The following is a 25,374-nucleotide window of genomic DNA, read 5'->3' on the forward strand; positions in this document are numbered from 1 at the left end:
TATTAGTTAATAAGGAATTCTTTCTTCATGAGGGTCTACTTCTGGGTATTCCAGCATGCGCTCAAGTTCGGCTTCCAATTCAGGGGTAATGATGTGTTCAATAGTTTCAGCATCTTCATGCACGTGATCAGATGCGATTTTCATGTACTTTGAAAGGTACATTTCCCAAAGGCGATGAAGTTTTACTACTCTTTGTCCTTTTTGTCTACCGACTTCTGTAAATCGCCAACTGCCACTGCTTTTTGCTAAATAGCCTTGCCTTTTCAGTCTTTGAAGTGAAGCTTTCAGGCGCTTCTTTGGAAAATACCGCTTCTCCAGAATTTGCTCAGTGCTTCGCGCTTTGTACATGTCTTCGTCTTCTTCTCCCAAATGGAAAAGAGATTTCAGCAAGTTTTCGTCCATGATCATATTCTGCAATCGGGTTTGGCTGACAAGCCTTGAAAGAATACCTCTTTTAGGAGCAAGAAAGAATGAGAGCAGTGCCAGGGCTGAAATGATCATCACAATCCAAGGGCCTGTAGGCATGGCAGGAGCAATATAGCTTACGTATGCACCAGATAAACCCGAAAGAGAGCCCATTACTGCAGCAATGAAAGTCATCTTCTTTACATTGTTTGTCCAGAAACGGGCTGCGGCAGCAGGGGTGATGAGCATCGCGGCCATCAATACAACGCCAACAGCTTGGATGCCTGTTACCACTGCCAAAACAGTCAGGGTGGTTAGCAAAAGGTCAATGGCTTTTACAGGAATGCCCAAGGCCTTGGCATAGTTCGCATCAAAGGCAATCAGTTTTAATTCTTTGAAGAAAAGGGTGACGGTAAGAATTAGAACAACCGCAACGATGCCAAAGGTAATTAGGTCGTTGCCTACCAAAGCTGCAGCCTTTCCAAATAGAAAGGAGTCTAAGCCGGTTTGGGCTGCATTACCACTATGCTGAATATTGGTCAACATTAAAATGCCGACCCCAAAGAATACGGAGAGTACCAAGGCTATGGCAGTGTCTTCCTTGATTTTCGACCTTTCGGTAATGTAATCGATTAGAGTGAGAGAAATCCAACCTGTGCAAAAAGCTCCAAGAATTAAAACTAGTGGGTCTTTGGTTCCAGAAAGAATAAATGCCAAACAAATACCAGGAAGTACAGAGTGAGCAACGGCATCGCCAACCAGAGCTTTCTTTCTAAGGAAAGTGAAAGTGCCGACCACGGCAGAGGAAGCTGTAAGTAGCATGGCTCCAATTACCACGCTTACTACGCTTGGATCCTGAAATGAAAAGAATTCTATAAAAGTATCCATATCAGTACTTTTCTCTGCTCGGGATCTGTCGTTTGCGAACCAGTTCACCAACTTCGGCCAAAACGGTTAGCTTGCCTCCATAGGTTTCTTGTAGCATTTCATTGGTGAAGATTTTATCGATAGGGCCAGAAGCCACCAATCTCATGTTCAGAAATACGATCCAATCGAAAAACTCGGCTGCCGACTGTAAGTCATGGTGCACCACGACCACGGTTTTTCCTTGAGCCGTCATTTCCTGCATAATGCCCAATATGGCCAACTCGGTGGCGGCATCCACTCCAGCAAAGGGTTCGTCCATAAAGTAAAGCTCTGCTTCTTGCGCTAATGCTCTTGCAAGAAAAACACGTTGCTGCTGACCTCCGGAAAGCTGCGAGATTTGACGGTCTACGTAAGCATCCATTCCCACTTTTCTTAGGCAGTTCAAAGCCATTTCTTTATCTGCTTTTCGTGGGCGAGTGAGCAAGCCAAGTTTGGCGTATCTGCCCATCAACACTACGTCCAGAACCGAAGTAGGGAAGTCCCAATCAACCGTTTCTCTTTGCGGCACATAACTCACCTTGTCTCTAACTTTGTCTAGCGGTTGGCCAAACATTTCTACATAACCAGAACCGAGAGGCAGCAAACCCATGGCTGCTTTTATCAAAGTAGATTTTCCTGCGCCATTAGGGCCAATAATGCCTATCAAAGCACCTTTTGGCAAGGTCATGTCGATATTCCATAAAACGGGCTTCTTATGATAAGAAACCGTTAGGTCATGGAATTCAACCGCGGGATCATTTGCATCTATTTTCATTTCTTTTCAATTATTTCTTCTCGTATCGAATGGTCAAGCCATTTTCAAACGTTCAATTTTTGTTACTTCAAGGCGTGCACTATGGTGTTCACGTTGGCCTTTACCATGCCAATGTACGTTCCTTCAGGAGTGCCTTCAGCGCCCATGGCATCAGAAAACAAATTGCCGCCAATGGATACTTCGTGTCCCTTTTGTCTACAACCTTCAATTATGGCTTTGATGTTTTTCTCCGAAACCGAAGTTTCCACAAACACCGCCTTGATTTTTTTTTCTACAATAAAATTGACCAAATCAACACGGTCTTTTAAGCCAAATTCTGAAAGTGTCGAAATCCCTTGAAGCCCTCTTACTTCAATTCCATAAGCTCTGCCGAAATAGTTAAAGGCATCATGCGCAGTAATCATAATTCTTTGTGACTCAGGAATGGTCTGGATTTGCGCTTTAACCCATTGATGAAGCTCTAAAAGCTTGGCATGAAACTCTTCGGCATTCTTTTCATAATAGGCTTTGCTGTTGGGGTCTTTTTCCACGAGTGTTTTCTTCACTTCATTGATGGTTGCCGCCCAAATGCTTACATCGAACCAAATATGAGGGTCGTGTGCGCCCACAAATGCCGAATTGTTTAAGATTTGACTTTCGTCCAATTCTTCAGAAACAGGAACCACAGTTCTGATGCGAGCCAATTTTTTGAATACTTCGCCCATTTTTCCTTCTAGGTGTAAACCATTGTAGAAAACTACATCAGCGCTTTTAAGGCGGCTTAAATCGCCTTGAGTGGCCTTGTATAAGTGTGGATCTACTCCGGGGCCCATTAGCGCTGTGACGGTCACGGAATCGCGTCCTACATTCCTAACCACATCGGCTATCATTCCAGTGGAGGCTACAACATTCACTTTTTCTTTGTTAAGCCTTTCTTTGGGCTTGCAAGAGAATAGAAAGAGAAGGGCAAGTAAGGGGAGAAGTCGATGGATCATGCTTCGGAAATCAGAATGTTTTCTGCTACGGTCAAGGAAATGGTGATGGATTTAGAGCCGTCAATTTTGATGTCGACAGAACCGTCAAACTCCATCCGATCTTCAATCCGCACTTTCGTTCCAATGGAAATTCCAACCTTGTCGAGGTACTTGAGGAAGGCTGAGCTAGAGTCGTTGACACCCACCACAACACCGCTAATGCCAATGGCTAAATCTGCAATTGGGTCTTTTCTTTTTTCAATCAACTGACCATTTTCATCGGGGATAGGATCGCCATGAGGATCGTATTTTGGGAAGCCCAAAAACTCATCGAGTCGCTTAATCAGTAGGGGGGATTTTATGTGTTCCAATTGCTCTGCAACTTCATGAACTTGGTCCCAATGAAAGTTCAGTTTCTCAACCAAGAATACCTCCCAAAGTCGGTGTTTTCTGATCACATGTAAGGCACGGGATTTCCCTTCTTCCGAAATATTTACGCCTCGATATTTCCGGTATTCCACCATCTTTTTTTGCGACAGTCGCTTGATCATATCGCTGACCGAGGCTGGGGCTGTCTTCATTTCATCGGCTAATGAATTGGTGTTGACGGACCTTTTTCCGCTATCGGAAAGGTGGTAAATGGCCTTAAGGTAATTCTCTTCTACAAAGCTTAACATGGTTACTTTTTTAATGCTTGGCCTTACTAAGGCTAAACAGTTAAATCTGGTAACGAATATAGTATTTAGAATTGTCTAAAAAAAATATAAGTAGTTTCTAAATGTATGTGTTTTTAGTGTAATCTTTTGAAAATTAGTGTGTTGAAATGTTTGTAAATATTTTTTAGATAAATCTAAAAATGATTAGAGGATGGATTGTATGAAGTTGAGGAAGCGATTTTCTTCTAATTTCCATAAGCTACTATCCGTGTTCCCTGATGTGTAGAATTGAGTGTTTTTCATCTTGTGAAGTAATTCTTCAGGGCTATAATTAGTAGGATCGATTGGGATGGCAGCATTGAATTCTTGGCAGAATTTAACCCAGGTGGGATTGTCTAAAGTAATGATGGGTAGTTTGCATGCGGTATACTCAAATAGGCGCGTAAGTACTTTATCGTCATTTACACCATTGTTTGGTTTTTTAAGAACTAAGCCGAAATTGGCCTGATTAATTTCTTCTACAATCTGACTGTGGGGCACCAGAAAATCTCCTCCAATGAGCTCAATGTAATCTTTGTCTTGGATGGCTTCTTGTAAAGCTTTTAAATCTTTTTTCAAGGCACAATACCCAATGATTTTCAGTCTGATGTCTGAATCTATGTTATGTAAAGCTTTAGTGATTTCAATGGCTTCAAAAACACCGTTTGATCCTGAAATGGTGCCAGAATAAAGCAATGTGATGTTAGTGTTGGCGAGTGTTCTTTCCCCAGAAGAATGATTAGGTAATGGGATGAATTTGTTCTCGATAATTATCGATTTTGAGGAGGGAATGAAGCGTAATTGGCTTTGGTATACTCTTTCCGCAAGAATAAAACCATGGAAAAACGGTTTGTTGAGCCTTTCTTTCCATCGTACATAATGTGCTAAAATGGGTTTTAGCGTATTGCTGAACACATTCGTCTCTTGAATATTCTTTTGGTAGTTTTCTCGAATATCATAGATGATTTTTGCGCCAAAGAAAATTCTGTATAAAGAGGTAACTGTCAGTAATTCATGAGTATTACATATGATAAGTTCAGGTTTTACTTTAATATAGTTTCTGAAAACTTTCCATTTGCAAATTAGCCTTTGCCAAGACGTTCTTTGGAAAGGTCCGTGGCCGAGGAGCCGAATGGAATCATGATTGATGGCATTTTTTGAGGTAAAGCCTATGATATTAACCTCATATTTATTTGTTTTCGCCATTGAAAGACCAAGCTTCTCGAACATGCGAGTGTCGTCTATGGGCTTAAGCACTGAAGCGATGACTACCTTGGTCTTTTTCATTAACATTCTAATTTATCGAAAATTTCTAAAGCGTTTATGGATTTAAGGGAGATCGTAGAATCAGCCTGGGAAGACAGGAGTTTATTGCAAGACAAGCAAACTGTTTTGGCCATCAAAACTATCATTGAAGATTTAGACAGAGGGGAAAGAAGAGTGGCTGAACCAGATGGTGACGGCTGGAAAGTAAACGAGTGGATTAAGAAGGCTGTGATCTTGTATTTCCCACTTCAAAAGATGCAAACTATTGAGGTAGGACCTTTCGAATTCCATGATAAAATCAGACTGAAAACAGGCTATGCTAGCAAGGGTGTGCGAGTAGTTCCTCATGCCATTGCAAGGTACGGATCTTACGTGAGCAGTGGTGTGGTTTTGATGCCTTCTTACGTGAACATTGGAGCCTATGTTGACGAAGGAACTATGGTGGATACTTGGGCAACGGTAGGTAGCTGTGCGCAAATCGGTAAGAATGTTCACTTGAGTGGAGGCGTAGGAATCGGAGGAGTATTAGAGCCTGTACAAGCTGCTCCTGTAATTGTGGAAGATGGCGCTTTCATCGGTTCAAGATGTATTGTGGTAGAAGGAGTAAGAATTGGAAAAGAAGCTGTGCTTGGCGCCAATGTAACTTTGACCGGAAGCTCAAAAATTATCGATGTTACTGGTGACGAACCTGTGGAATACAAAGGCTATGTTCCTGAAAGATCGGTAGTGATTCCAGGAAGCTACACTAAGAAATTCCCAGCCGGAGAATATCAAGTGCCTGCAGCTTTGATTATCGGAAAGAGAAAAGAAAGTACTGATAAGAAAACTTCTTTAAACGATGCGTTGAGAGAAAACAATGTAGCCGTTTAAGCGATTTTCTTTCGAAGATTTTTAATAGAAAGCTGTCCATTTGGGCAGCTTTTTCTTTTACTGAAAGAAAACGTAACGCTTGTCTTTAGGCATTTTTATAATGTGAAAAGGTTGAGTGATTACAGTGGCCAAATTGCCAGTTAAAAGGTTTTCTACCTTCACATAATCGTAGCCACCAAAAGATGAAATGTTTGTTATATCTATGGAATTGCCACCAGTTCCATATATGGTATCAAAAACGGCAATGATTTGATATTGCTCAAAATCGATATCAGTTTCCGTAAATTCGTCACTCACCTGATTGACTGAATTCATTTTTTCCAAAAGGCTTTCCCAGTCTTCCTGCTTGCGGATTACAAGGTTGGATTTCGAAATCCTTTCCTGCTTATTCCCATAAAGGTTACCCTGACCGATTTCTGTGAATTCAATATTAAAGAGGTCTTTGTCTACCATTTCGCTTGGTTCGCAACTGGCAATGCATAAGTAAAGCAAGCTCAAGTAAAATCCGTTTCTGATGGGTTTCAATTTCATACGAAGAGAGTTTTCCGTTTAGGCACTTATTGAAGAACAAAGGTTGGAGGGCAAGTTTGACTGAACCATTAATTTTTTGACGAGTTTATTAACGTTCGCTTAAGTTTTGTTTTGGGAATGAATTTCTCAAATAGAGAAGGATTTGGATGTTTGATTATTGTTAAATAATTGATAATCAGTTTATTGGTATTTTGGTGTAAGGCTTGTAATAATGCAGTTGTTGTTTTGAGTTAATGATGTTTTGAGAAAGCGTGAAAGAGGTAGAGGTCTTTCACGCTACCTAGGGAGGGGCTTTTTAAGTCCCTCTTCTTTTATTCTCTGGCGCAAACATCCTTACAACCGAAAGCCTGCCACATGTTTTTGCATCCGATTTACTTTAACAGATGTTAAAACCTTTTCGAATATTATCGAAACAGATACCTTTGCAGGCTTAAAGAAAATTCGAATCAAAATTATTCATGAAGAATTCATTAGCACTGATAGCTTTCTTTTGTTTGGCCTTAATGGCGTGTGGATCGGATGTGAGCCAGAAAGGTGATCAGCTGTTCAATCAGGGTAAGTACAAAGAATCAATTGACGCATACACCGAGTATTTAACTACTCATCCTAAAGATGTGCGTGCCATTTACAATCGTGGACGAGCTTATGAAGAGCTTGGCGATACCGAAAAAGCCAAAGAAGATTTCATCAAGGCAATTGATATTGCTCCAGATAACCTAAATGCGAATATGAGTTTGGGTAAATACTGGTATACCAATAAGGAGTACGAAAAAGGTATTCACTACTTCGATAAAGTGATTATGGTAGAAGGTAGACGTTCTGACGCTTATATGTTCAGAGCAAGAAGCTATCACCAATTAGGAGATTTCGATAAAGCGATGGATAACTACAACCAAGCCATCAATTTCGATAAAGAGAATTCAGAGGCCTTTTTATACAGAGGAGCTTTGAAAATAGCATTAAACCAAAATAAGTCTGCTTGTAATGATTTTACAAGAGCAAGCGCTTTAGGTTCGAAAGAAGCAAAAGCAGCTTTGGCTAAACATTGCAAATAAGGTTTTAAAGAAGAAAACAAAAAAGGCTTTGGGGAAACCCGAAGCCTTTTTTGTTTTGGTATTAAGAGAAGTATTCTCTTCTTAAGTGAGTTTTTTGGTAATCAAGATCGGGCTTAAAACCATTTTCCTGTCATGGTAGTGCTTTCTAAAGCGTTTTCCAACTCATCCGACATACTTGGGAAGAAATCTAACCCTGTCAGTTTCTCAACACTGTCTATAGTGACTACAAAGCTGCTCAATGGCGCTGAGCTCTTTTCGTTTTTCATTAAGAATGCAATGGCTTTGATTTCAGGTTTGCGAATGTCCAGCACAATCTTGTAGTAATACTCAGGTACCGATACTTTGTTCTTGCCAATGGTTTTGTAGCTTTTATTGAGCACTGGGCCAGTCACCACGTAAATCTGATCATTTTCCATTGCCCAATCTCTAACCTGGTCTTCAAGCTTTTTCCAAACGCCTCTATTGAACGAAGCATCTTGCGGACTCATATTGCTCATGTAAAAGGACTGGCTTAGGGCGAATTCATCGTACGAAAAATCAGCTGCAGGTGCTAAATGTCCGCGATCGTAACCGCTGCCTTTGTAGTCACTTAAATCAGCAGAGCCTGTTTTTACTCTTGGGTCTTCCCTGAAATCATCTTTGCGCTTAAACGTTTCTTGTTTCAAGCTATCGGCATAAAGCACATAAGCCACCCACATGGCCTGTTCATGCTCTTCATTATAACGAAGCGTGTAATAAGGTCTTTCAATAATTGCTTGATTCGCCTCGTAGGCCGGCCAGGCAAAATCAAAAGCCTTGGTGAAGTACAGGTCGAAGTTGTCTAAATCAACGGTTGTATTCTGATTCTTTGGAGTAGAAGAGGTGCCCTTTTCAGGTTTTGTAGTTGTCGGTTTTTTTTCCTCTGGTGTTGAAATAGAAGGGTTTTCATCCGACTCCATAAAGGGAGCTTCTATTTCTTCAAAAACCGAAGGAATAAGTTTTTCTTCCTTTATAGCCAAATAGCCATACCCCAATCCAATCAAAATGATAAGTCCAAGGCTGATTTTACCTAAGCTTGGTCCTCCTCCTGATTTACGTTTTGCAGCAGTCTTTTTTTTGGGGGTTGGTTTCCTTTTTTGGGCCATGTAATTTTTTTCGCAATGTTAACTAAAAACGCCTTTTCAACCTGAAACTAATCAAAAGGTTGTTGAAAAAAGTGACGATTATAAAGTTTCAGAAATTTATTGTTTTGACTATCTCCCCGAGTAGATGCTCCACATGGTGAATGATGAAAATAGGATGACTAATTAGTCGAAAGAATATTTTGTGCCATCATATTGAGTCAGGCATTGTCAAATATTGGCTCAGTTGATCTGTCCCAAAAATAAATCCTACACAAAGTCCAACTAAAAAAAGTATGCGCCCCAGTTGCTATAAACACCGAAGTTTCTAATTCGCATTGTCTTTTCAAAGTGCTCAGTTCGCATATTCATTTTAGTGTTTGTTATGGCTTGTTTTTTAAAGTCTGATTTACCCTGAGAATTAATTTCTCAAAGTTATCAAGAGTTATTTTGCTTAGGGTTGGTAAAATTTTATCTCTATTTCGTAAGAAATAATCTGCTGGTTTACCATGATCAAACCTTTTGATTCCTTCTTTTCTCGCTATTTTATTTACTATTTGATCATCACCGGTTAAATCTTGAATTTGATGAAGTTTATTAAAACAAATATTATACATATTCAAATAATCAGTCGGCTCAAAGAGGTCTTCTATGTCAGATAAATTGTTGCCAGTTATCTCATTTAAGGTTATTAGTCTTTGAGTGTTTAAATAGCCTTTTTTACTAAGATTTGAGAGTTTTTGATTTCCTTCTTTACGAGCATCTATTATAACGGTTATATCCAGTTTGACTCCTAGCAACGCAACAAAAGTGGGAATCAAATCTGCACCACCCACTGGGACCAGTGTCCACTTTTCATCTAAATTTCCCTTCCCAAGTTCTCTTAAATAGTCCGAAATTATTGATAAGTAGGTATAATCGGATGTACCTTCTAGAACTAAATTATTTTGTGAAATAAATAAGTGCTGACTTAATTCATAACCAATAGCTCCTTGGAGAGGAAATAAAGTATCACCATCAGTCGAAAAGACTTCTTCAGTGATTTTAGAACCTTCATCTCTGCCTTTCTCTTCAACTACCCTTACTCTTTCCAACCGATCTGGTTGAATCATGAATGGTGAATGGGTTGAGTATAAAACTTGTCTTGTTTCGATGGCAAGTCTTTCATCTATAAATCGAAGGAAATCGTCTTGAGCTTTTCCATGGAGCCCAAGACCACGCTCATCCAAAAGAATGGCCATCTGGTTTGTAGAGAATTCATATTCGGAGAACGCAGACAAAAAAGAGAAAAACCACTGGAATCCTGTTGAGTGTTCATTGAACGGAAGTGATAATAAATGTTTATTGTCCCATATTCTTATTTTCAGCTCATCGATTACTGAAGTTTGCCCATTTCGATTCTGTTCAGTTTTTTGTGTTATATCTGGATTGACTCTCAATTCTGGATTTTGGCTCCAGTATTTTAAAACATCTTCCGTTAGTGCATTTGCAACATTTTCTAACTCTCTCTTTCTTCTTTCGTAATCGGGGTTTAATAAATATTCATTGTCAGCAGCAGCCATTCGTAATAGTGAACGAGCAGTTAATTCGCTATCGTCCAAATCTTCTTCATTAGAATTTAAGATATCTTCTATTTGCACAGAATATGGCAGAGAACTATACTTATCAAAATATATAAACTTTGGTATTCTTTTTTCTAGAGTCTGAGTAACAGCCCATTCTGGCTTAATAGCTGTTCTAGGGATACTTGCCATCCTCTCCTTAAGTTTATCAATTGACTCCTCTTCCTTTTCAGAGGAGTCAGAAAAGTCATATTCTTCCAAAAACTTTCTTAGGTCGCTTAGATATTTAAACCCAGTGACCTTATTTCTCACTTCTTGAGAGAAACTCAGGTTAGAAAATAAATTCTTTGAAAATGACTTTTCATCAACTTCAATGCTAGAACTAAGATCTCCTTTATAGTTCCGGCTGGCGACAAACATGTTATTTTTTAACACCCCAGAACCGAATAAATTTTCAATTTCATCTATATCACTATTGTCAAGCTCGAATGTTACAATTATTGGCGTTACAGTATCAAGGTCAATTCCTTTTAATTTGTCCTTTTTTTGTAGCCATGCTGGGTAATGATCTTCAATCGAAAAATGAACATTCTTTCTGGCTGGATTTAACCTATACAAAGCATGCAAGAAGGATGTCTTTCCACTTTCGTTTTTCCCTACAAAGCATGTTACGTCATCTTGAATACTTACTTCAGTGGAATCAATTATATTTCTAAACTTGGTAACTCTGGCGGTTCTTAATTTCATCTTTTCGAGTTTTTAATAAGCCATAACGTTATGTATTTCCCACTTCTATGAGCGTTATATTCCCAATAATTCACAAAAAGTGAGCATTAGCAACCAAATATGGTGTGTTATATGCAGCTTTTAAATATTTATAAGTTTAGTGAAATTTACTAATAACCGTACTATTCACTTTACAGTCTTTGTTTGAAAAGCTAAAAGATTACCAGTCGTGAATATAGGGGGTGAGTAGTGTTTTCAAATATTTTTCTTTCATATGTTTGAACATATGGACAAACATATCTAAATTACCATCGAAAACGATTGCATTACGAGATTCAATTTTAGTTCGATGACAACATTTTTTGAGAAGTTGAGGGTTGATAGAAATTCTAGATTTTGGTGGGTAGCAGCAATGATGTTGTTGTCCTTACAGGCATTTTCTGGTGGAGGAAATATTGCGCCTTTGGCCAAAGTGTCTGCTTCAACTGAACTGAATTCAACATTTAAGGCCGAACATGTAATTGATGGTGTTATTCGTGTGCAGAACCTAGGCGAGTGGGCTTGTGTGGGAGAAACGACCAGTTGGGGCAATGTACGTTATCCGTGGATTCAATTAAACTGGTCTAAAAGTCATGCTATAAATCGAATTGTACTCTACGATCGGCCAGATATGACTGAACATACTGCGGGCGGGCGATTGATTTTTAGCGATGGCTCTACGGTTTATGTTCGCCAAATCCCCAATAACGGAACGGGAAAAGAAGTTCGTTTCGAAACTAAACATGTAGAATGGGTTCGTTTTGAAATTACTGACGGAACAGGAAAAGACGTTGGTCTTTCAGAATTTGAAGTTTTTGCAGCGCCAGAAGAATCTGCAGATTTCGTGAGCATGGTAGATCCTTATATTGAAACTAGCCGTGGTCGCTACATATTTTTCATTCCGGGAAACAGGCCGTTTGGTATGGTTGGAGCTGCGCCTCACACAAGAAATAAGAACCAAAATGGGGGAGGCTACAATTATAATGAAGACCATATTTTAGGCTTTGGCCAAATCCACAATTGGATGATGGCCGGAGTGGAAATTATGCCTGCCCGTTCCTCAGTTAATCCTTCTGAAGGCGAAGCAGGTTGGAAATCTTTTTTCACACACCAAGACGAAATTGTTCAGCCTGGATACCAGCGCGTTTATTTGCACGATCCTGCCACTTGGGTTGAATACACAACCAGTGACCGTGTGAGCTTTTACAAGTTCAGGTTTACGGAAGACGGAACCTCTCAGCTTCTTACCAATTTGGGCGGCCATTTAGGGAATAGCGACATGACGAATGCCGATGTAAAGAAAATTAACGATCACACTTTTGAGGGCTCAATCAGTACGGTTAATCGCTTTTGGGGCGGCCCTAAAGATGTGAAAGTCTATTTTGTAGCCACTTTCGATAAGCCTTTTGATCAGTTAAATGGCTGGAAAGCCCAAGATCATTTTGAAGATATTGAAACCGTTCAAGGCGATAGTGTTGGCGTTTCTGCTTTCTATAATCACAAAGCAGGAGACGTGGTACAAATGAAAATTGCGATTTCATATACCAATTTGGAAAACGCAAAAAACAACATGACTGAAATTCCATCATGGAATTTTGAAACCGTAAAAAAGGAATCTCAAGATATTTGGAACAAGTGGTTGGGCAAAATCAAGGTTGAAGGCGGTGAAGTAGATCAAAGAGTAAAGTTCTACACCGATATATGGCATGGCCTTTTGGGGCGCCATAAGATTGATGACCTTTCTGGGGATTATCCTGATAGAACTACTGGAAAACGGGAAGGTACATTTACCGATGCCATTTTTAAGGTGAAAACATTGCCAAAAGATGCCAATGGTAAACCGATTCACAGTATGTACAATTCAGATGCCTTTTGGCTAACGCAATGGAACTTAAATGTTTTGTGGGGATTGGCTTGGCCTGAAGTTATGGATGAAATGTCGGCTTCGCAGTTGCAATATGCTGAAAATGGATACATGTTGCCGCGCGGTCCTAGTGGAGGCGGTTATTCCTACATCATGACGGGAAATCCTTCAACCATGTTGATTGTAAGCTCCTATATGAAAGGCCTGTTGACCAAGTTTGATTCAGAAAAGGCCTTCGAAATTTTAAAAAGAAATCAACTTCCGGGAGGAATGTTGGGCGATGCGGACGATATCAAATTTTATCAGAAGCATGGTTATTGGAAGAGCAATGCTGGAATTACGATTGAAGCGGCCACGCAAGATTGGGCTGTAGCTCAAATGGCATTGAAGTTGGGGAAAAAGCGTGATTATAAAACATTTGCACAGCGAGCCAATGGTTGGAAGAAGTTGTTTGAACCGACTTCTGGTTTGCTCTTCCCGAAAAATAGTGAAGGGGATTTTCTTCATGATAATGCACTTTCAGGAGAAGGGTGGATTGAAGCAAACGCATGGCAGGGCACTTGGGGAATTTCCCACGGGCTTTTCGAATTGGCGGATATGATGGGAGGTGGTGATGCGATGGCAGAAAAGCTGAACTTCGCTTTCCAAAAGGCCGAACCAAGCGATTTTGTTTTTGCCTATAACGAAGGTTACGTGAGCTATGCAAACCAACCTGGCTGCTCCAATGCCCATGTTTTTAATTATGCGGGCCAGCCTTGGCTCACGCAATATTGGGTAAGAAAAGTAAGGGAGAAAACTTACGGAGGAACAACACCAGATGTAGGTTATGGCGGTCACGATGAAGACCAGGGACAAATGGGAGGCGTAAGTGCACTCATGTCAATCGGATTGTTCAGTATTGATGGAAATGTGAATACCCAACCGATATACGAAATCACAAGCCCAATTTTCGATCAAGTCAGCATTTCTCTAGACAATCCCTATTATCAAGGAAATTCCTTCAACATTAAAACTCACAATAACTCTAAAGAGAATGTATACATCCAAAAAGCCAGCTTGAATGGCAAAACGCTTAATCGTTTTTGGATTACCCATGAAGAGTTTAAAAATGGGGGAGAGCTGGAGCTTTGGCTAGGTTCAGAACCCAATAAATCTTGGGGGCTAGAAGGAATGGAGGAGTTGAGGAAAATCAAGTTAAACCAGAAATAACGCAGATGTTCTAATTCCGTAGCTCATATTTCTTTCTTCAATCAGGAACGTAAAGATGATATCGATCTACTGAACATACGCTTATTTATAATAACAGAATTGGATGAAACAAAAAGTGCAAACATCGATGAATTCACCTTTCACAATGGTAATCAAGGTGTTCACAGAAAAATGTCAGTTGTCATTTTGATTAGCGCATTTTTTTTGTGAAGTTTGATTTGTCCATATGTTCATACATAAAGAAAAATAGTGAGACTCTATCTAAATGGATTTTTTATGATTAAAAAGTATTACTTAGGGAGTTTAGTATTGTTGCTCAGCTTTTTATTGTGTAGCAATCAAGCTCTATCAAATCATGCCTTAATGGGCAAACGATTGCAGTCCCCGGGCTATACGGTCAAGGGAAAGGTTTCCGGGAGTGATGTTGGGCCTTTGTTCGGTGCCAGTATCAGCATTAAAGGTACAGGCAAAGGAATGATTGCCGATGCTGATGGTAATTACAGCATTGAAGTTCAAGGCCCAAACTCTGTACTTGTTTTTAGCTACTTGGGCTACGAAAAGCAAGAAGTAGTTGTAGGCAATAGAACCACAATTGACATAACGCTCCAAGTGTTGGTCGAAGATCTTTCCGAAGTAGTGGTTATCGGTTATGGTCAGGTTGAAAAGTCTGATATTACAGGTTCTATTTCTTCAGTAAAGTCTGATGAAATCAAAGCAGTTCCAGCTACTTCTTTTGAACAAACTTTGCAAGGAAGGGCGTCTGGTGTTCAGGTTTCGCAAACATCAGGGCAGCCAGGAGCGCCAGCTTCTATTCGTATTCGCGGGGTGAGTTCTATTTCGGCTTCTAACGAACCACTTTATGTGATTGATGGCATGTTGATCAACAGTTCCGATGCCAGTGCAACTGCCAGTGCTGGGCCAAAAATCAATCCGCTTTCGGCCATCAACCCAAACGACATTGAGTTTATCGAAATTCTAAAAGATGCTTCGGCCACTGCCATTTATGGTTCCAGAGGTGCAAATGGAGTTGTGCTTATCACCACTAAAAGTGGAAAAGCTGGGGTTTCTACCATTGATTTTGAAAGCTATTATGGGGTTCAGCAAGTAACCAAGCAAATGGATTTGTTGAATGCTAGCCAATTTGGGTCTTTTGTGAATGAAGCTAGAACCAATGCGGGGCAACAGCCTGCTTATGTAAATCCTTCCAACTTGGGGCAAGGAACCGATTGGCAAAAGGAGATTTTTACTACAGCGCCTATTCAAAACTATCAATTGAGTTTTTCAGGAGGTTCAGAGCAGGTTCAATATGCTTTATCGGGTGGTCTTTTCGATCAAGATGGAGTTATTGAAAACACCGACTTTACACGCTACACTGTCCGTTCTAAGGTGAATGCCAAGGTGAATGAAAGACTTCAAATCAATACAAACATTTCATATGCCAATGTGAAAGGAACTACCGCCAATACAGGTTTGCAGAATTTTGTCCCTGGAGTTTTGGGCGGTGCGCTGGCAATGAACCCAATTCTGCCAGTTTACGATCCAAATGAAAGGGGAGGTTATACTTTCCAGAACATAATTGGTGGGGCCAGTACGGTGATTGGCTACGTGGCGGGAAACCCAGTTGCAGAGTTGAACGACATCCAAAATTTGAGTACAAATAAAAGGGTGATTGGAAATGCCGAAGCTCAATTGAAACTCACCGATGATTTGGTTTTCAAAACCTCTATTGGTATTGATGCGACTTCTTCGATTGATCGAAATTTTCAGCCTTCGTGGCTAAGGGCTGCTCGTCCTGTAGACGGAATCGCTCAAATAGCCACTTTGGAAGCTTTCACTTGGTTGAACGAAAATACGCTGACCTATAACAAGCATTTCAAAAATGGTCATGACTTAAATGCGGTGGTTGGTTTTACGGCCCAAGAATTTAAAAATGAATTCGTAACCAACGTAGCTTTTGGAGTAAGCGATCAACTGGGTTACCATCGATTGGGAATTGCTTCAGATCCACAAGCGCCAAGCAACGGACAAACGCAGTGGAATATGATTTCTTACTTGGGAAGAGCTCAATATAATATTCAAGACAAGTATTTGTTCACCGTGACAGGAAGGGTAGATGGTTCTTCAAAATTTGCCAAAAACAACAAATATTCATTCTTCCCTTCTGCAGCAGCAGCTTGGAGAATCAGTGACGAATCCTTTATGCAGGGAATCAGCTGGTTATCACAGTTGAAATTGAAAGCTTCTGTTGGTGTTATTGGTAACCAAGCCATTGGCCCATATGCATCACTTCCTTTGGTGGCTTCATACGGCCAAGGCGTTTTCAACAATGGGTTGAATGTGGTTTCGTATAATAGTAGCCAGATTCAGGCTTATAACAATCCTGATTTGAAGTGGGAAACCACCCGTACAATCAACGCAGGTTTCGATGCTGAATTCATGGAAGGGCGTATCGCAGTTTCTGCTGAATACTATCAGAAATACACTTATGATTTGTTGCTTTCCACACCAATAGCCAGCACCACAGGTTTTGAAAACACACTGCTTAATGTAGGAAATGTTAAAAATAGAGGTTTCGATTTTGAACTTCATACAGCAAACACAAGCGCTTCAAGTCCTTTGCAGTGGAACACTTCATTCAACTTTTCGAAATACAGCAATGAAGTAACCGAATTGGCCACTGACGATGATGTGCTATTGGGGTCGGGTTTAATGCTTAGAACTGGTGAGCCTATCGGTACATTCTATGGCTACGTTTTCGATGGAATTTTTCAGTCGGATGATGAAGCCAATTCAAGTGCAGTTTTTGCCAACCAAGTAAGTGGAGCTGGGCAGGCCAAAGCGGGTGATAGAAAATATAAGGATATCAATTCGGATGGTGTGATTAATGAAAATGACCGAACTGTAATTGGTAGCGCATTGCCTGATTTCACTTTAGGTCTTACCAACAATCTTTCATATAAAGATTTCACATTGAGTTTCTTCTTTCAAGGTTCATTCGGCAACGACATGATCAACTTGAACCGCATGTTCTTGGAGGACATGGATGGTACTCACAATGTTTCGGCTGAGGCTTGGAACAACCGATGGACACCAACCAATCCGAGCACGGAATATCCGAGAGTTTTGGCCAATAGAACAACGGATGTAAATACAATTTCTTCAAAATTCATTGAAGATGCTTCTTACCTAAGGTTGAAAAACGTGACCCTGGGTTACAATCTCCCTTCGAACCTGATGCAAAGTTGGGGCATGCGCAGTATGCGAATTTATGTGAGCGCCACCAACCTTTTGACCTTCACCAATTATTCTGGTTTCGATCCTGAAGGAAGTAGCTACGGTACGCAAACCGCTTATCCAGGGGTGGATCAAGGTAGATATCCGCTTGCGAAAGTGTACATGGTTGGGTTAAATCTAGGGTTATAATTCATTACTAAATAAATTATGAAAAGCTTAAATACATATTTAATCATAGGCTGTTTTGGGTTGTTAACCATGCTCAGTTCTTGTAAGGATTTTTTAGAAGAAGATCCACAAGATAGAACCACGGTAGACAATTTCTACACTACTGAAGAAGCTGCCGTTTCTGCCGTAAACTCCATTTATGCCCATTTAAATTCTCAGTCGGGCGATACTTTTGGTGGTGTTTATTTTGGTGGTGTTTGGGTAGCTCCGGGTTTAGCTTCCGATGAAATGGTGAATCTGCAAGCTGGTAGCCCAGATCAAGATCAGCTGGCCACATTTTCTATGACGCCTCAAAATGGAATGTTATACGAAATCTGGAAGCAGCATTATAAGGCCATTTCTTTAGCGAATGTTGCCATTGCTAGAATTCCTTCTATTGATATGAATGCGACCAGAAGAGAGAATTTAGTGAATGAAGCCCGTTTTTTGAGAGGTTTGCTCTACTTCAATTTGGTAAGAATGTTTGGTGAGGTGCCTTTACTGGTTGAAGAAGTAGTTCCTGTTGATCCTGCTGCCAATAGTGTAGACGAAATTTACACGCAAATTATGGCCGACTTACAAGCCGCTGAAGATTTGCCAACCGAACAAACTTTAGGCCGTGGTAAAGCAACGGCTGGTGCTGCAAAAGCTATTTTGGCGAAAGTATATCTCACTTTGGGTATGTACACAGAATGCATTGCCAAGTGCGAAGAAGTTGAAGATTTGGGTATTTACGACCTTTATGATGACTTCAGCGATATTTACAAAATCGCCAATAGAGGTCAGAAGGAAGCCATTTTTTCAGTGGGTTTCGGAACCAATGATGGAAGCATCATTTTCTGGGAAGCTTCTCAAATGCATGTAAGATTATTGCCTCCGGAATTGCAGTCCGCTGGTGTTACCAACAATACTTTGGGCTGGTCAGGGCCAACCGAAAACTTGGTAAATGCCTACGATATGGCCGATGAAAGAAGGGATGCTACGGTTTTCAACAGGTTCAATGAAACCGTAAACGGCACCGACTATAATATTCCTTTCAGCAGATACTATTTCAGAAAATACTGGGATGTGACCGATCCATCAGAGTTTGGCGCAACTACGGGAAAGAATGATTTCCCTGTAATCAGATATGCGGATGTGCTCTTAATGCATGCCGAAGCTTTAAATGAAGATGGCCAAACCGATGCTGCTATGGATGAAGCAAATAAGGTGAGAGAAAGAGCAAATTTGGCCGATTTCGATGGTTTGAATCAAAGCGAATTGCGCGATGCCATTCTTAATGAAAGAAAATTAGAGTTTGCCGCTGAAGGTCATAGATGGTTCGATTTGGTTCGAACTGGCCGTTTGGAATCTGCGGTTGAAGCGGCTAAGCCAACAGTAAATGTGGAGGCAAAGCACTACTTGTTTCCGATTCCACAGAGAGAACGAGATTTCAATCCCAACCTAAAACAGAATGATGGCTATTGATCAGCTAAACTTTAAGGTTATGAAGAAAAACAATTTAAATAAGAAAATAGGCAGTCTGATTTTAGTGGCATTGGTTGCTCTCTTTGGGGTTTTGGCCTGTGACGACAACGATTACGCATCAGATGCAGGAAATATGGCTTTACCACTTACAGTGGCCGATACTTCTGTGCAAGCGCCAGGGTATGGCCAATATAAAGTGCGTGTGCTTTCAGGAACGGAAGTAAACATTGGCTTAGACTTGAGCGGTTTGAGTAGTGTAAGTTCTTTGAAAGTGACCAAAACGGTAAATGCCGAAATAGACGATTCATTTGGCAACGGAGGTACTTTGGAATTGAGTGCGAGCGGCAATATGGGTCAGTATACTTATACCTCATTGGTAGAAGATGTTGATCAGCTGATCGGGCTTACTTTCACGGCAGTGGGGCAGAATGGAACAGAGATTTCTAGTGATTTGACTTTGATTGTTACCGTTTCTCCACGAGACAATATCCCACGTAAAAAATGGGCTTGGACTTCTAAGGTTTGGGTTGATGGTGGTAACGCTCCTGATTTGAAAGATTGTGAAAAGGACAACTACTTCTATTTTAATGCAGATAGCACAATTACCATCGATTACGGACCTAATACCGCTGCTGGCGATTGTGTGTTTGATGGCTTTACGGTTTACGACAAATGGTATTTGACTGAAGATGAGCAGTTCTTCGTGATCGAATCTCATGGTTTGTTCGATCCAACTCCTGTGGTTGAAACTTATAGAGTAGAAGAATTTGATACGGAAGTAATCAAAATGTCTATCGATCTCGATTTAAGTGTGTTTGGCCTTTCTTCAGAAGAAACTTTTCTGTACGAATATTCTGCCAGACCGAAGTAAAATAAGTGCGTGTATATGCTGATAGGGAAAGTGCAATCGAAAGATCTGGGGCTGGAAAGTCAATTTTTCAATAAAGGTGATGTAAAACATTTCGTGATGCATCTGGCCCCGTCTCTATCAGTTAGCGTCTCAATGTGTAATTGAAAACATATGGATTTTTTGTTCAAATGTTCATACATATTGAATTTTAAATTTTAGATTTGTCATATGAACTCAACTCAAACCAGAAATAGATTCAAACCTGCCTTACTCGTGCTTTTAGCAGGTTCTGTTTTTCTTAATTCTTGTGGGCAGAAGGAGCCAGAAGAAGTTAAGACGGAACTGACCTACACAGTGGAGCGCGTTCCAGAGTGGACAGAAATTTTTAAGCGCGAGAATGGCTGGTTTGGTGGTGATGGAATTTTTGCCATCCCACATTCCGGCAATGACCATGACCTTTCCAAAGGCGCTACTTTTTTGTTTAGCGACACCATGTTCGGCACCATTAAAGAAGGTGAATTGCAGAAAGGATTTAGCATGGTTCATAATTCAGTTATGAGTTATGATGGTTTGGGAGTTTCCGATTCCAATGTTTCGTTTCAAGTAAAAATGGATGGTGAAACACCGGCAACTTTGTTTGTTCCGGAACATCAGGGGCCAGAGGGGCACGACTATTATTGGTTAGGAGATGGCTTCGTGAATGCCGCAGATGATCATGCCATGTACTTGTTTGGGCATCGCATTCGCGATACACATGATGCGTCCGCTTTCCCGTTTGTGGAGCTAGGAACGGACTTAATTAAGATTCCAAAAGGAAGCGAATTTCCTTATGTAGATCAGACGCAAACCGTAATTCCTTTTTCAGAAGATTTGGGTTCGGGTAGTACTTCATATGGAGTTGGCGTGTTCGAAAACACCAAAGAAGCAGGCGTTTCAAGTCCCGATGGCTTTATTTATATCTATGGATTAAGAGGTTGGACAAAAGAGTTGGTTTCTGCTCGAGTTCCAGCATCTAGTGTCGAAGATTTTTCCACTTGGAAATTCTTCAACGGAAGTGATTGGTCGTCCGATCCAAAATCAGCTGTAGCCCTTTCCGACAGTGTTTCTAACGAAATGAGCATTTCTGAAATCGGCAATGGTAAATATGCCTTGGTATATCAGTTGGGCGGTATTCTTCCAAATATCATGATGCAAATTGGCGATTCACCTGTTGGGCCTTTTGGCCCGCGAAAACAGCTTTGGGATACCCGAAAGGATGTAACTACCGAAGGGCTCTTTACTTACAATGCCAAAGCCCATCCTGCCATTTCTGGCGAAGGCGAGCTTCTGGTGAGTTATAATGTAAACAGTTCTGATTTTTTCAATCAGGTTTTGGAACTGCCACAGCTCTATCGCCCCCGTTTTATTCGAGTAAAATTTAATCAACAATAAAAGCCTAGTCTATTCATGAATTCAGAAATAGAAAATAGGAACGCTGCCAAAACGAGTTAGGCTTTTGTGCTGAAGGTTTCTGTAGTGGCCGCTCTTGGTGGTTTGCTTTTCGGTTACGATACGGCTGTAATTGCCGGAGTTGTCGGTTACCTTCAAGAGAAATTTCAGCTTACACCGGCTATGGTTGGTTGGGCTGCGAGCAGCGCCATTTGGGGCTGTGTATTAGGTGCCTTAATTGCTGGCTATTTAAGCGATAAATTTGGTAGAAAGAAAGTACTGATTCTAACAGCCGTTTTGTTTTTCATTTCGGCATTGGGAGCAGCCATTCCCCGCAACCTTACAGAATTTGTAATCGCTCGCTTTATTGGGGGCGTAGGGGTGGGAGCGGCCTCAATGCTCTCCCCCCTGTATATTTCTGAAATTGCACCTTCTCATATTCGTGGCAGGTTGGTAAGCCTTTATCAATTGGCTATTGTATTGGGAATTAACATTATCTATTTCGTCAATTTCAAAATTGCAGAATCGGGTAACGAAGCTTGGAACATCGATATGGGTTGGCGCTATATGCTCGGTTCAGAAATGATTCCAGCAGTGCTTTTCTTGGTGTTGCTTTTTATAGTGCCTGAAAGCCCCCGATGGTTGGTGAAAAAAGGAAGAACTGCCGAAGCCAATGATATTCTTACCAAAGTAAATGGAAAGCAAAAGGCCAATGAGTTGATGTCTGAAATACAAGCGGCCTTACAACATGAGTCGGGAACCATTCAGGATATTTTCGGAAAAGGATTGAGAATGGCTTTGATCGTAGGAATGGTGTTGGCGCTTTTCTCTCAGATTACGGGTATCAATGCCATTATTTACTACGCTCCAGAAATTTTCAAAAGCATAGGTTTTGGTTCAGAATCAGCCTTTTTGCAAACCATAACTATAGGTGTTATCAATACACTGTTCACGTTTGTGGCCATATGGCTTATAGATAAACTGGGAAGAAGAACTCTGCTCATTTACGGAGTTAGCGGAATGATTGTCAGTTTGATTGGCGTAATTATCTGCTTCCATTTTGGGATTACAGGGCCTTGGCTACTCATATTTATTCTGGGTTTCATTGCCTGTTTTGCCTCTTCTCTGGGGCCAATTCCTTGGGTTTTGATTTCAGAAATTTTCCCAACCAAAACCCGAGGAGTAGCAATGTCATTTTGTACACTCATTCTTTGGGTCGGGGTGATTTTCATTACTCAGTTTACACCAGTGCTTTTAGAGTCGGTTGGCGGTGCATTTACCTTTGGCATTTTCTTACTCAATTCCATTATTCTTCTCGTTTTTGTAAAACTCAAAGTGCCTGAAACCAAGCAGCGTACGCTAGAAGAAATAGAGCAAAGTTGGACGAAATAAGCAAAGAAAACGGCATGACAAGGAAGGTTAAAGTGGGCGTGGATATGGGTGGAACCCGCATAAAGATGGGTTTCATTCATGAAGGTGAAATTATAGAAGGCAAGATTCTACCCGCAGCTGCAGAGAATAGTTTAGAGAAACAACTCGAGGTGATTTCCTCAGAAGTTGATAAAACATTAAAAGAGGAAAATCTTCAATTGGAAGGGATCGGCATTGCTTTTCCGGGCATAGTGGATGTCCATAAAGCCCGAATTCTATCCAAATATGTGAAATACCCCGATGCGACTACACTTGATTTGAAAAAGTGGGCTCAAGATCGTTGGGGAGTGCCTTTGGTGCTGGAAAATGATGTTCGGGCAGCTTTATTTGGCGAATGGCAATACGGAGCTGGGCAAAATTTTCAGGATTTGGTGATGATCACATTGGGTACCGGTGTTGGTTCTGCTGTGATGATCAACGGGCAAATGGTTCGAGGTGTAAATCACATTGCAGGTAATTTGGGCGGTCATATGACTATCAATTTGCATGGAAAGGAGTGCAACTGTGGCCATATCGGTTGTGTGGAATCTGAAGGTTCTACTTGGATGTTGGCCCATGTGAAAGACTACCCTGAATTCTCTGAAAGTTCTCTGAGCAATATTTCGGAAGTAGATTTTGCCAGCGTTTTTACACATGCAGATAACGGTGATCAGCTTGCTCTAAAAGTACGGGATCACTCTATTTATGCCTGGGCTTTGGGCATTATCAATATGATTTTGGCTTATGATCCAGCGTGTATCGTGATCGGAGGAGGGGTGATGCACAGCAAGGACTTGATCATTCCCAAAATCGAAGAATTAATCAATAAGAATGTTTGGATAAAGGATAATCCGCTTGAAATCAAAAGTGCGGAACAGCTGGAATATGCCGGTATTCTAGGGCTTTATCATATGCTAAACAGTCAAATTTAGAATAAACTCAATGAATTCAAATTTCAATAAATATCCTGCGATTCAAGTAAGCAACAATACCAGCGACTGCGTAAAAGGCTGGGCAAATATTGTAGCCCAATTGAATGCAGAAATCACTAAAATCGATAAGGAAAGGATTGTAGTTGTTATCGATTGCTATCAAGGTGTGTTGCATCACGAAGTAAAAACTGCTTTAAAGGAAGGTTTGAAATTCGATGCCTTTATCAATAGTACCGATAGTTTTAAGGCCGAAGAAGAGATAAGCGAAATGGTTTATCCTGATGTTACGGATGATCGCATTTTTGGCTTTATGACCAAACTTAAACTCATTGATTTCTTTAATGAGACTAAGCTTTCTGAAGTTAAAAGGAGTGTTGCGGAATCAACGGGTGTAACGGTTATTTATGGAGAAGGGGCTGCTCTATTTTGTGAACAACCAGACCTGCTCGTTTATCTTGATATGGCTCGCTGGGAAATTCAATTGAGAATGCGAAAATCCCGAATCGATAATTTGGGTGTACAGAATTCCGATATAGATTTTTTCAGATTGTATAAGCAGTCTTTTTTTGTGGACTGGCGCGTACTTGATGAGCATAAAAAGGCTTTACTGAATCGATTGAATTATCTAATCGACACCAATCAGGAGGCACAGCCTAAAATGATTTCTGGAAAATTACTTTTAGAAGGTTTGAAAAGTGCAGTAAATCAGCCATTTAGGTTGGTTCCGTTTTTCGATCCAGGCCCTTGGGGTGGTCAATGGTTGAAAGAAGTGGTTGATTTGGATCGATCCGAAATCAACTTTGCTTGGGGTTTTGATTGTGTACCAGAAGAGAACAGTTTGTTGCTGGCTTTTGGAGAAGAGACTGTTGAAATTCCTTCCATAGATTTAGTTTTTAACCAACCCGAAGCGCTATTAGGTGAGTTTGTCTACGATAAATTTGGTGCGGAATTCCCTATTCGTTTCGATTTTTTGGATACCATGGATGGCGGTAATTTGAGCCTGCAAGTTCACCCAACTACGGAATATATCAAGCAGCATTTTGGTATGGAATATACCCAAGATGAAAGCTATTACATGCTCGATGCCAAGGAAGATGCCTTTGTTTATTTGGGCTTGAAAGACGGTGTTAAACCTGAAGCCATGATTCAGGATTTGGAACAAGCACAAACTGGCGATTCTGACTTTGATGCCGATAAACACGTGAAAAAATGGCCTGTGAAAAAGCATGATCACGTTTTGATTCCAGCGGGTACCGTCCATTGTTCAGGAAGAGACAGTATGGTGCTCGAAATTAGCGCTACACCTTATATTTTCACTTTTAAGCTTTGGGATTGGGGGCGTTTAGGTTTGGATGGTAAACCGAGGCCCATCAATATTTCGCATGGCGAAAAGGTAATTGATTGGAGTAGAACAGAAGATTGGACAGAAAAAAATATTCTGAATCGCACCGAACTTTTGGCTGAAGGTGACGGCTGGCGCGAAGAAAGAACAGGTTTGCACGAATTGGAATTTATAGAAACCAGAAGGCATTGGTTCAGTCAAAAAGTGACGCACCATACGAATGGTGGCGTAAATGTTTTGAATTTGGTAGAAGGTAGGGAAGCGATTGTGGAAAGCCCAAACCAAAGCTTTGAGCCATTTGTGGTGCATTATGCCGAGACTTTTGTTGTGCCCGCGCATGTTGGCGAATATACAATTCGGCCTTTTGGTGAATCAGAAGGTAAGGAATGTGCCACGATCAAGGCCTTTGTGCGTTCCGGAAACTGGCATGAAGGCTGGGTTTTGAGAGATAAATAACAGACAGCTTCTTTTTTGGCCCTCACTCCGAGTGTTTAGATCAAAAGGAGAAACCGAAAAAGACCGATATAACTTTCCAAAGGTTCCAAACC

The 25,374-nt window shown here is 40.8% G+C and carries 18 protein-coding genes; 10 read left to right on the plus strand and 8 right to left on the minus strand.

The window, feature by feature from the left end:
• Positions 1-6: 6 nt before the first annotated feature.
• The 5 genes from ACXACJ_RS05395 to ACXACJ_RS05415 form a co-directional block, all read right to left on the minus strand.
• Complete coding sequence (locus ACXACJ_RS05395) at positions 7-1,293, minus strand: metal ABC transporter permease (protein ID WP_475133251.1); 1,287 nt, start codon at positions 1,291-1,293, stop codon at positions 7-9.
• A gap of 1 nt (position 1,294) precedes the next feature.
• Positions 1,295-2,086 (minus strand): metal ABC transporter ATP-binding protein, encoded by a 792-nt coding sequence (locus ACXACJ_RS05400; RefSeq protein ID WP_475133252.1) that lies wholly within the window; start codon positions 2,084-2,086, stop codon positions 1,295-1,297.
• Between the two features lie 62 nt (positions 2,087-2,148).
• On the minus strand, positions 2,149-3,060 hold the full coding sequence (locus ACXACJ_RS05405; protein WP_475133253.1) for a metal ABC transporter solute-binding protein, Zn/Mn family: 912 nt from the start codon (positions 3,058-3,060) through the stop codon (positions 2,149-2,151).
• Positions 3,057-3,716: a metal-dependent transcriptional regulator gene (locus ACXACJ_RS05410; RefSeq protein ID WP_475133254.1), complete on the minus strand. Its 660-nt coding sequence runs from the start codon at positions 3,714-3,716 to the stop codon at positions 3,057-3,059. Before ACXACJ_RS05410 ends, ACXACJ_RS05405 begins: the two co-directional genes overlap by 4 nt.
• 183 nt (positions 3,717-3,899) lie before the next feature.
• Entirely contained in the window at positions 3,900-5,021 is a 1,122-nt protein-coding gene (locus ACXACJ_RS05415; RefSeq protein WP_475133255.1) for a glycosyltransferase family protein, read from the minus strand.
• 36 nt (positions 5,022-5,057) lie between these two features.
• Here ACXACJ_RS05415 and ACXACJ_RS05420 point away from each other — a divergent pair, with 36 nt between their 5' ends.
• Positions 5,058-5,870 (plus strand): 2,3,4,5-tetrahydropyridine-2,6-dicarboxylate N-succinyltransferase, encoded by an 813-nt coding sequence (locus tag ACXACJ_RS05420; RefSeq protein WP_475133256.1) that lies wholly within the window; start codon positions 5,058-5,060, stop codon positions 5,868-5,870.
• Positions 5,871-5,927: 57 nt separating this feature from the next.
• Here the strand turns inward: ACXACJ_RS05420 and ACXACJ_RS05425 are convergent, their stop codons facing one another.
• Positions 5,928-6,401, minus strand: coding sequence for a hypothetical protein (locus ACXACJ_RS05425; protein ID WP_475133257.1), 474 nt, complete (start codon positions 6,399-6,401; stop codon positions 5,928-5,930).
• Between the two features lie 458 nt (positions 6,402-6,859).
• Between ACXACJ_RS05425 and ACXACJ_RS05430 the strand changes: the two genes are divergently transcribed.
• The gene (locus ACXACJ_RS05430) at positions 6,860-7,456 is read left to right on the plus strand and encodes a tetratricopeptide repeat protein (protein ID WP_475133258.1); all 597 of its coding nucleotides are present in this window, start codon (positions 6,860-6,862) and stop codon (positions 7,454-7,456) included.
• 113 nt (positions 7,457-7,569) lie between these two features.
• Here the strand turns inward: ACXACJ_RS05430 and ACXACJ_RS05435 are convergent, their stop codons facing one another.
• Positions 7,570-8,580 (minus strand): DNA/RNA non-specific endonuclease, encoded by a 1,011-nt coding sequence (locus ACXACJ_RS05435; protein ID WP_475133259.1) that lies wholly within the window; start codon positions 8,578-8,580, stop codon positions 7,570-7,572.
• Positions 8,581-8,939: 359 nt separating this feature from the next.
• Positions 8,940-10,865: an AAA family ATPase gene (locus ACXACJ_RS05440; protein ID WP_475133260.1), complete on the minus strand. Its 1,926-nt coding sequence runs from the start codon at positions 10,863-10,865 to the stop codon at positions 8,940-8,942.
• Between the two features lie 328 nt (positions 10,866-11,193).
• Between ACXACJ_RS05440 and ACXACJ_RS05445 the strand changes: the two genes are divergently transcribed.
• The 8 genes from ACXACJ_RS05445 to ACXACJ_RS05480 all read left to right on the plus strand — a co-directional run bounded on the left by ACXACJ_RS05445 (position 11,194) and on the right by ACXACJ_RS05480 (position 25,282).
• Positions 11,194-13,956, plus strand: coding sequence for a GH92 family glycosyl hydrolase (locus ACXACJ_RS05445; protein ID WP_475133261.1), 2,763 nt, complete (start codon positions 11,194-11,196; stop codon positions 13,954-13,956).
• A gap of 276 nt (positions 13,957-14,232) precedes the next feature.
• Complete coding sequence (locus ACXACJ_RS05450; RefSeq protein ID WP_475133262.1) at positions 14,233-17,379, plus strand: SusC/RagA family TonB-linked outer membrane protein; 3,147 nt, start codon at positions 14,233-14,235, stop codon at positions 17,377-17,379.
• An 18-nt stretch (positions 17,380-17,397) separates the two neighbouring features.
• Positions 17,398-18,864 carry a RagB/SusD family nutrient uptake outer membrane protein gene (locus ACXACJ_RS05455; RefSeq protein WP_475133263.1) on the plus strand — a complete coding sequence of 489 codons (1,467 nt, stop codon included), beginning with the start codon at positions 17,398-17,400 and terminating at the stop codon, positions 18,862-18,864.
• Between the two features lie 19 nt (positions 18,865-18,883).
• Positions 18,884-19,735 (plus strand): hypothetical protein, encoded by an 852-nt coding sequence (locus ACXACJ_RS05460; protein WP_475133264.1) that lies wholly within the window; start codon positions 18,884-18,886, stop codon positions 19,733-19,735.
• 207 nt (positions 19,736-19,942) lie between these two features.
• Positions 19,943-21,145: a DUF4185 domain-containing protein gene (locus tag ACXACJ_RS05465; protein ID WP_475133265.1), complete on the plus strand. Its 1,203-nt coding sequence runs from the start codon at positions 19,943-19,945 to the stop codon at positions 21,143-21,145.
• A gap of 66 nt (positions 21,146-21,211) precedes the next feature.
• Positions 21,212-22,534 (plus strand): sugar porter family MFS transporter, encoded by a 1,323-nt coding sequence (locus ACXACJ_RS05470; RefSeq protein ID WP_475133266.1) that lies wholly within the window; start codon positions 21,212-21,214, stop codon positions 22,532-22,534.
• 14 nt (positions 22,535-22,548) lie between these two features.
• Complete coding sequence (locus ACXACJ_RS05475) at positions 22,549-23,484, plus strand: ROK family protein (protein ID WP_475133267.1); 936 nt, start codon at positions 22,549-22,551, stop codon at positions 23,482-23,484.
• A gap of 10 nt (positions 23,485-23,494) precedes the next feature.
• A complete protein-coding gene (locus ACXACJ_RS05480) occupies positions 23,495-25,282 on the plus strand; it encodes a class I mannose-6-phosphate isomerase (protein WP_475133268.1) in 1,788 nt (595 codons plus the stop codon).
• Positions 25,283-25,374: the final 92 nt, after the last annotated feature.

The organism is Roseivirga sp. AWQ4_251, from assembly GCF_056158225.1.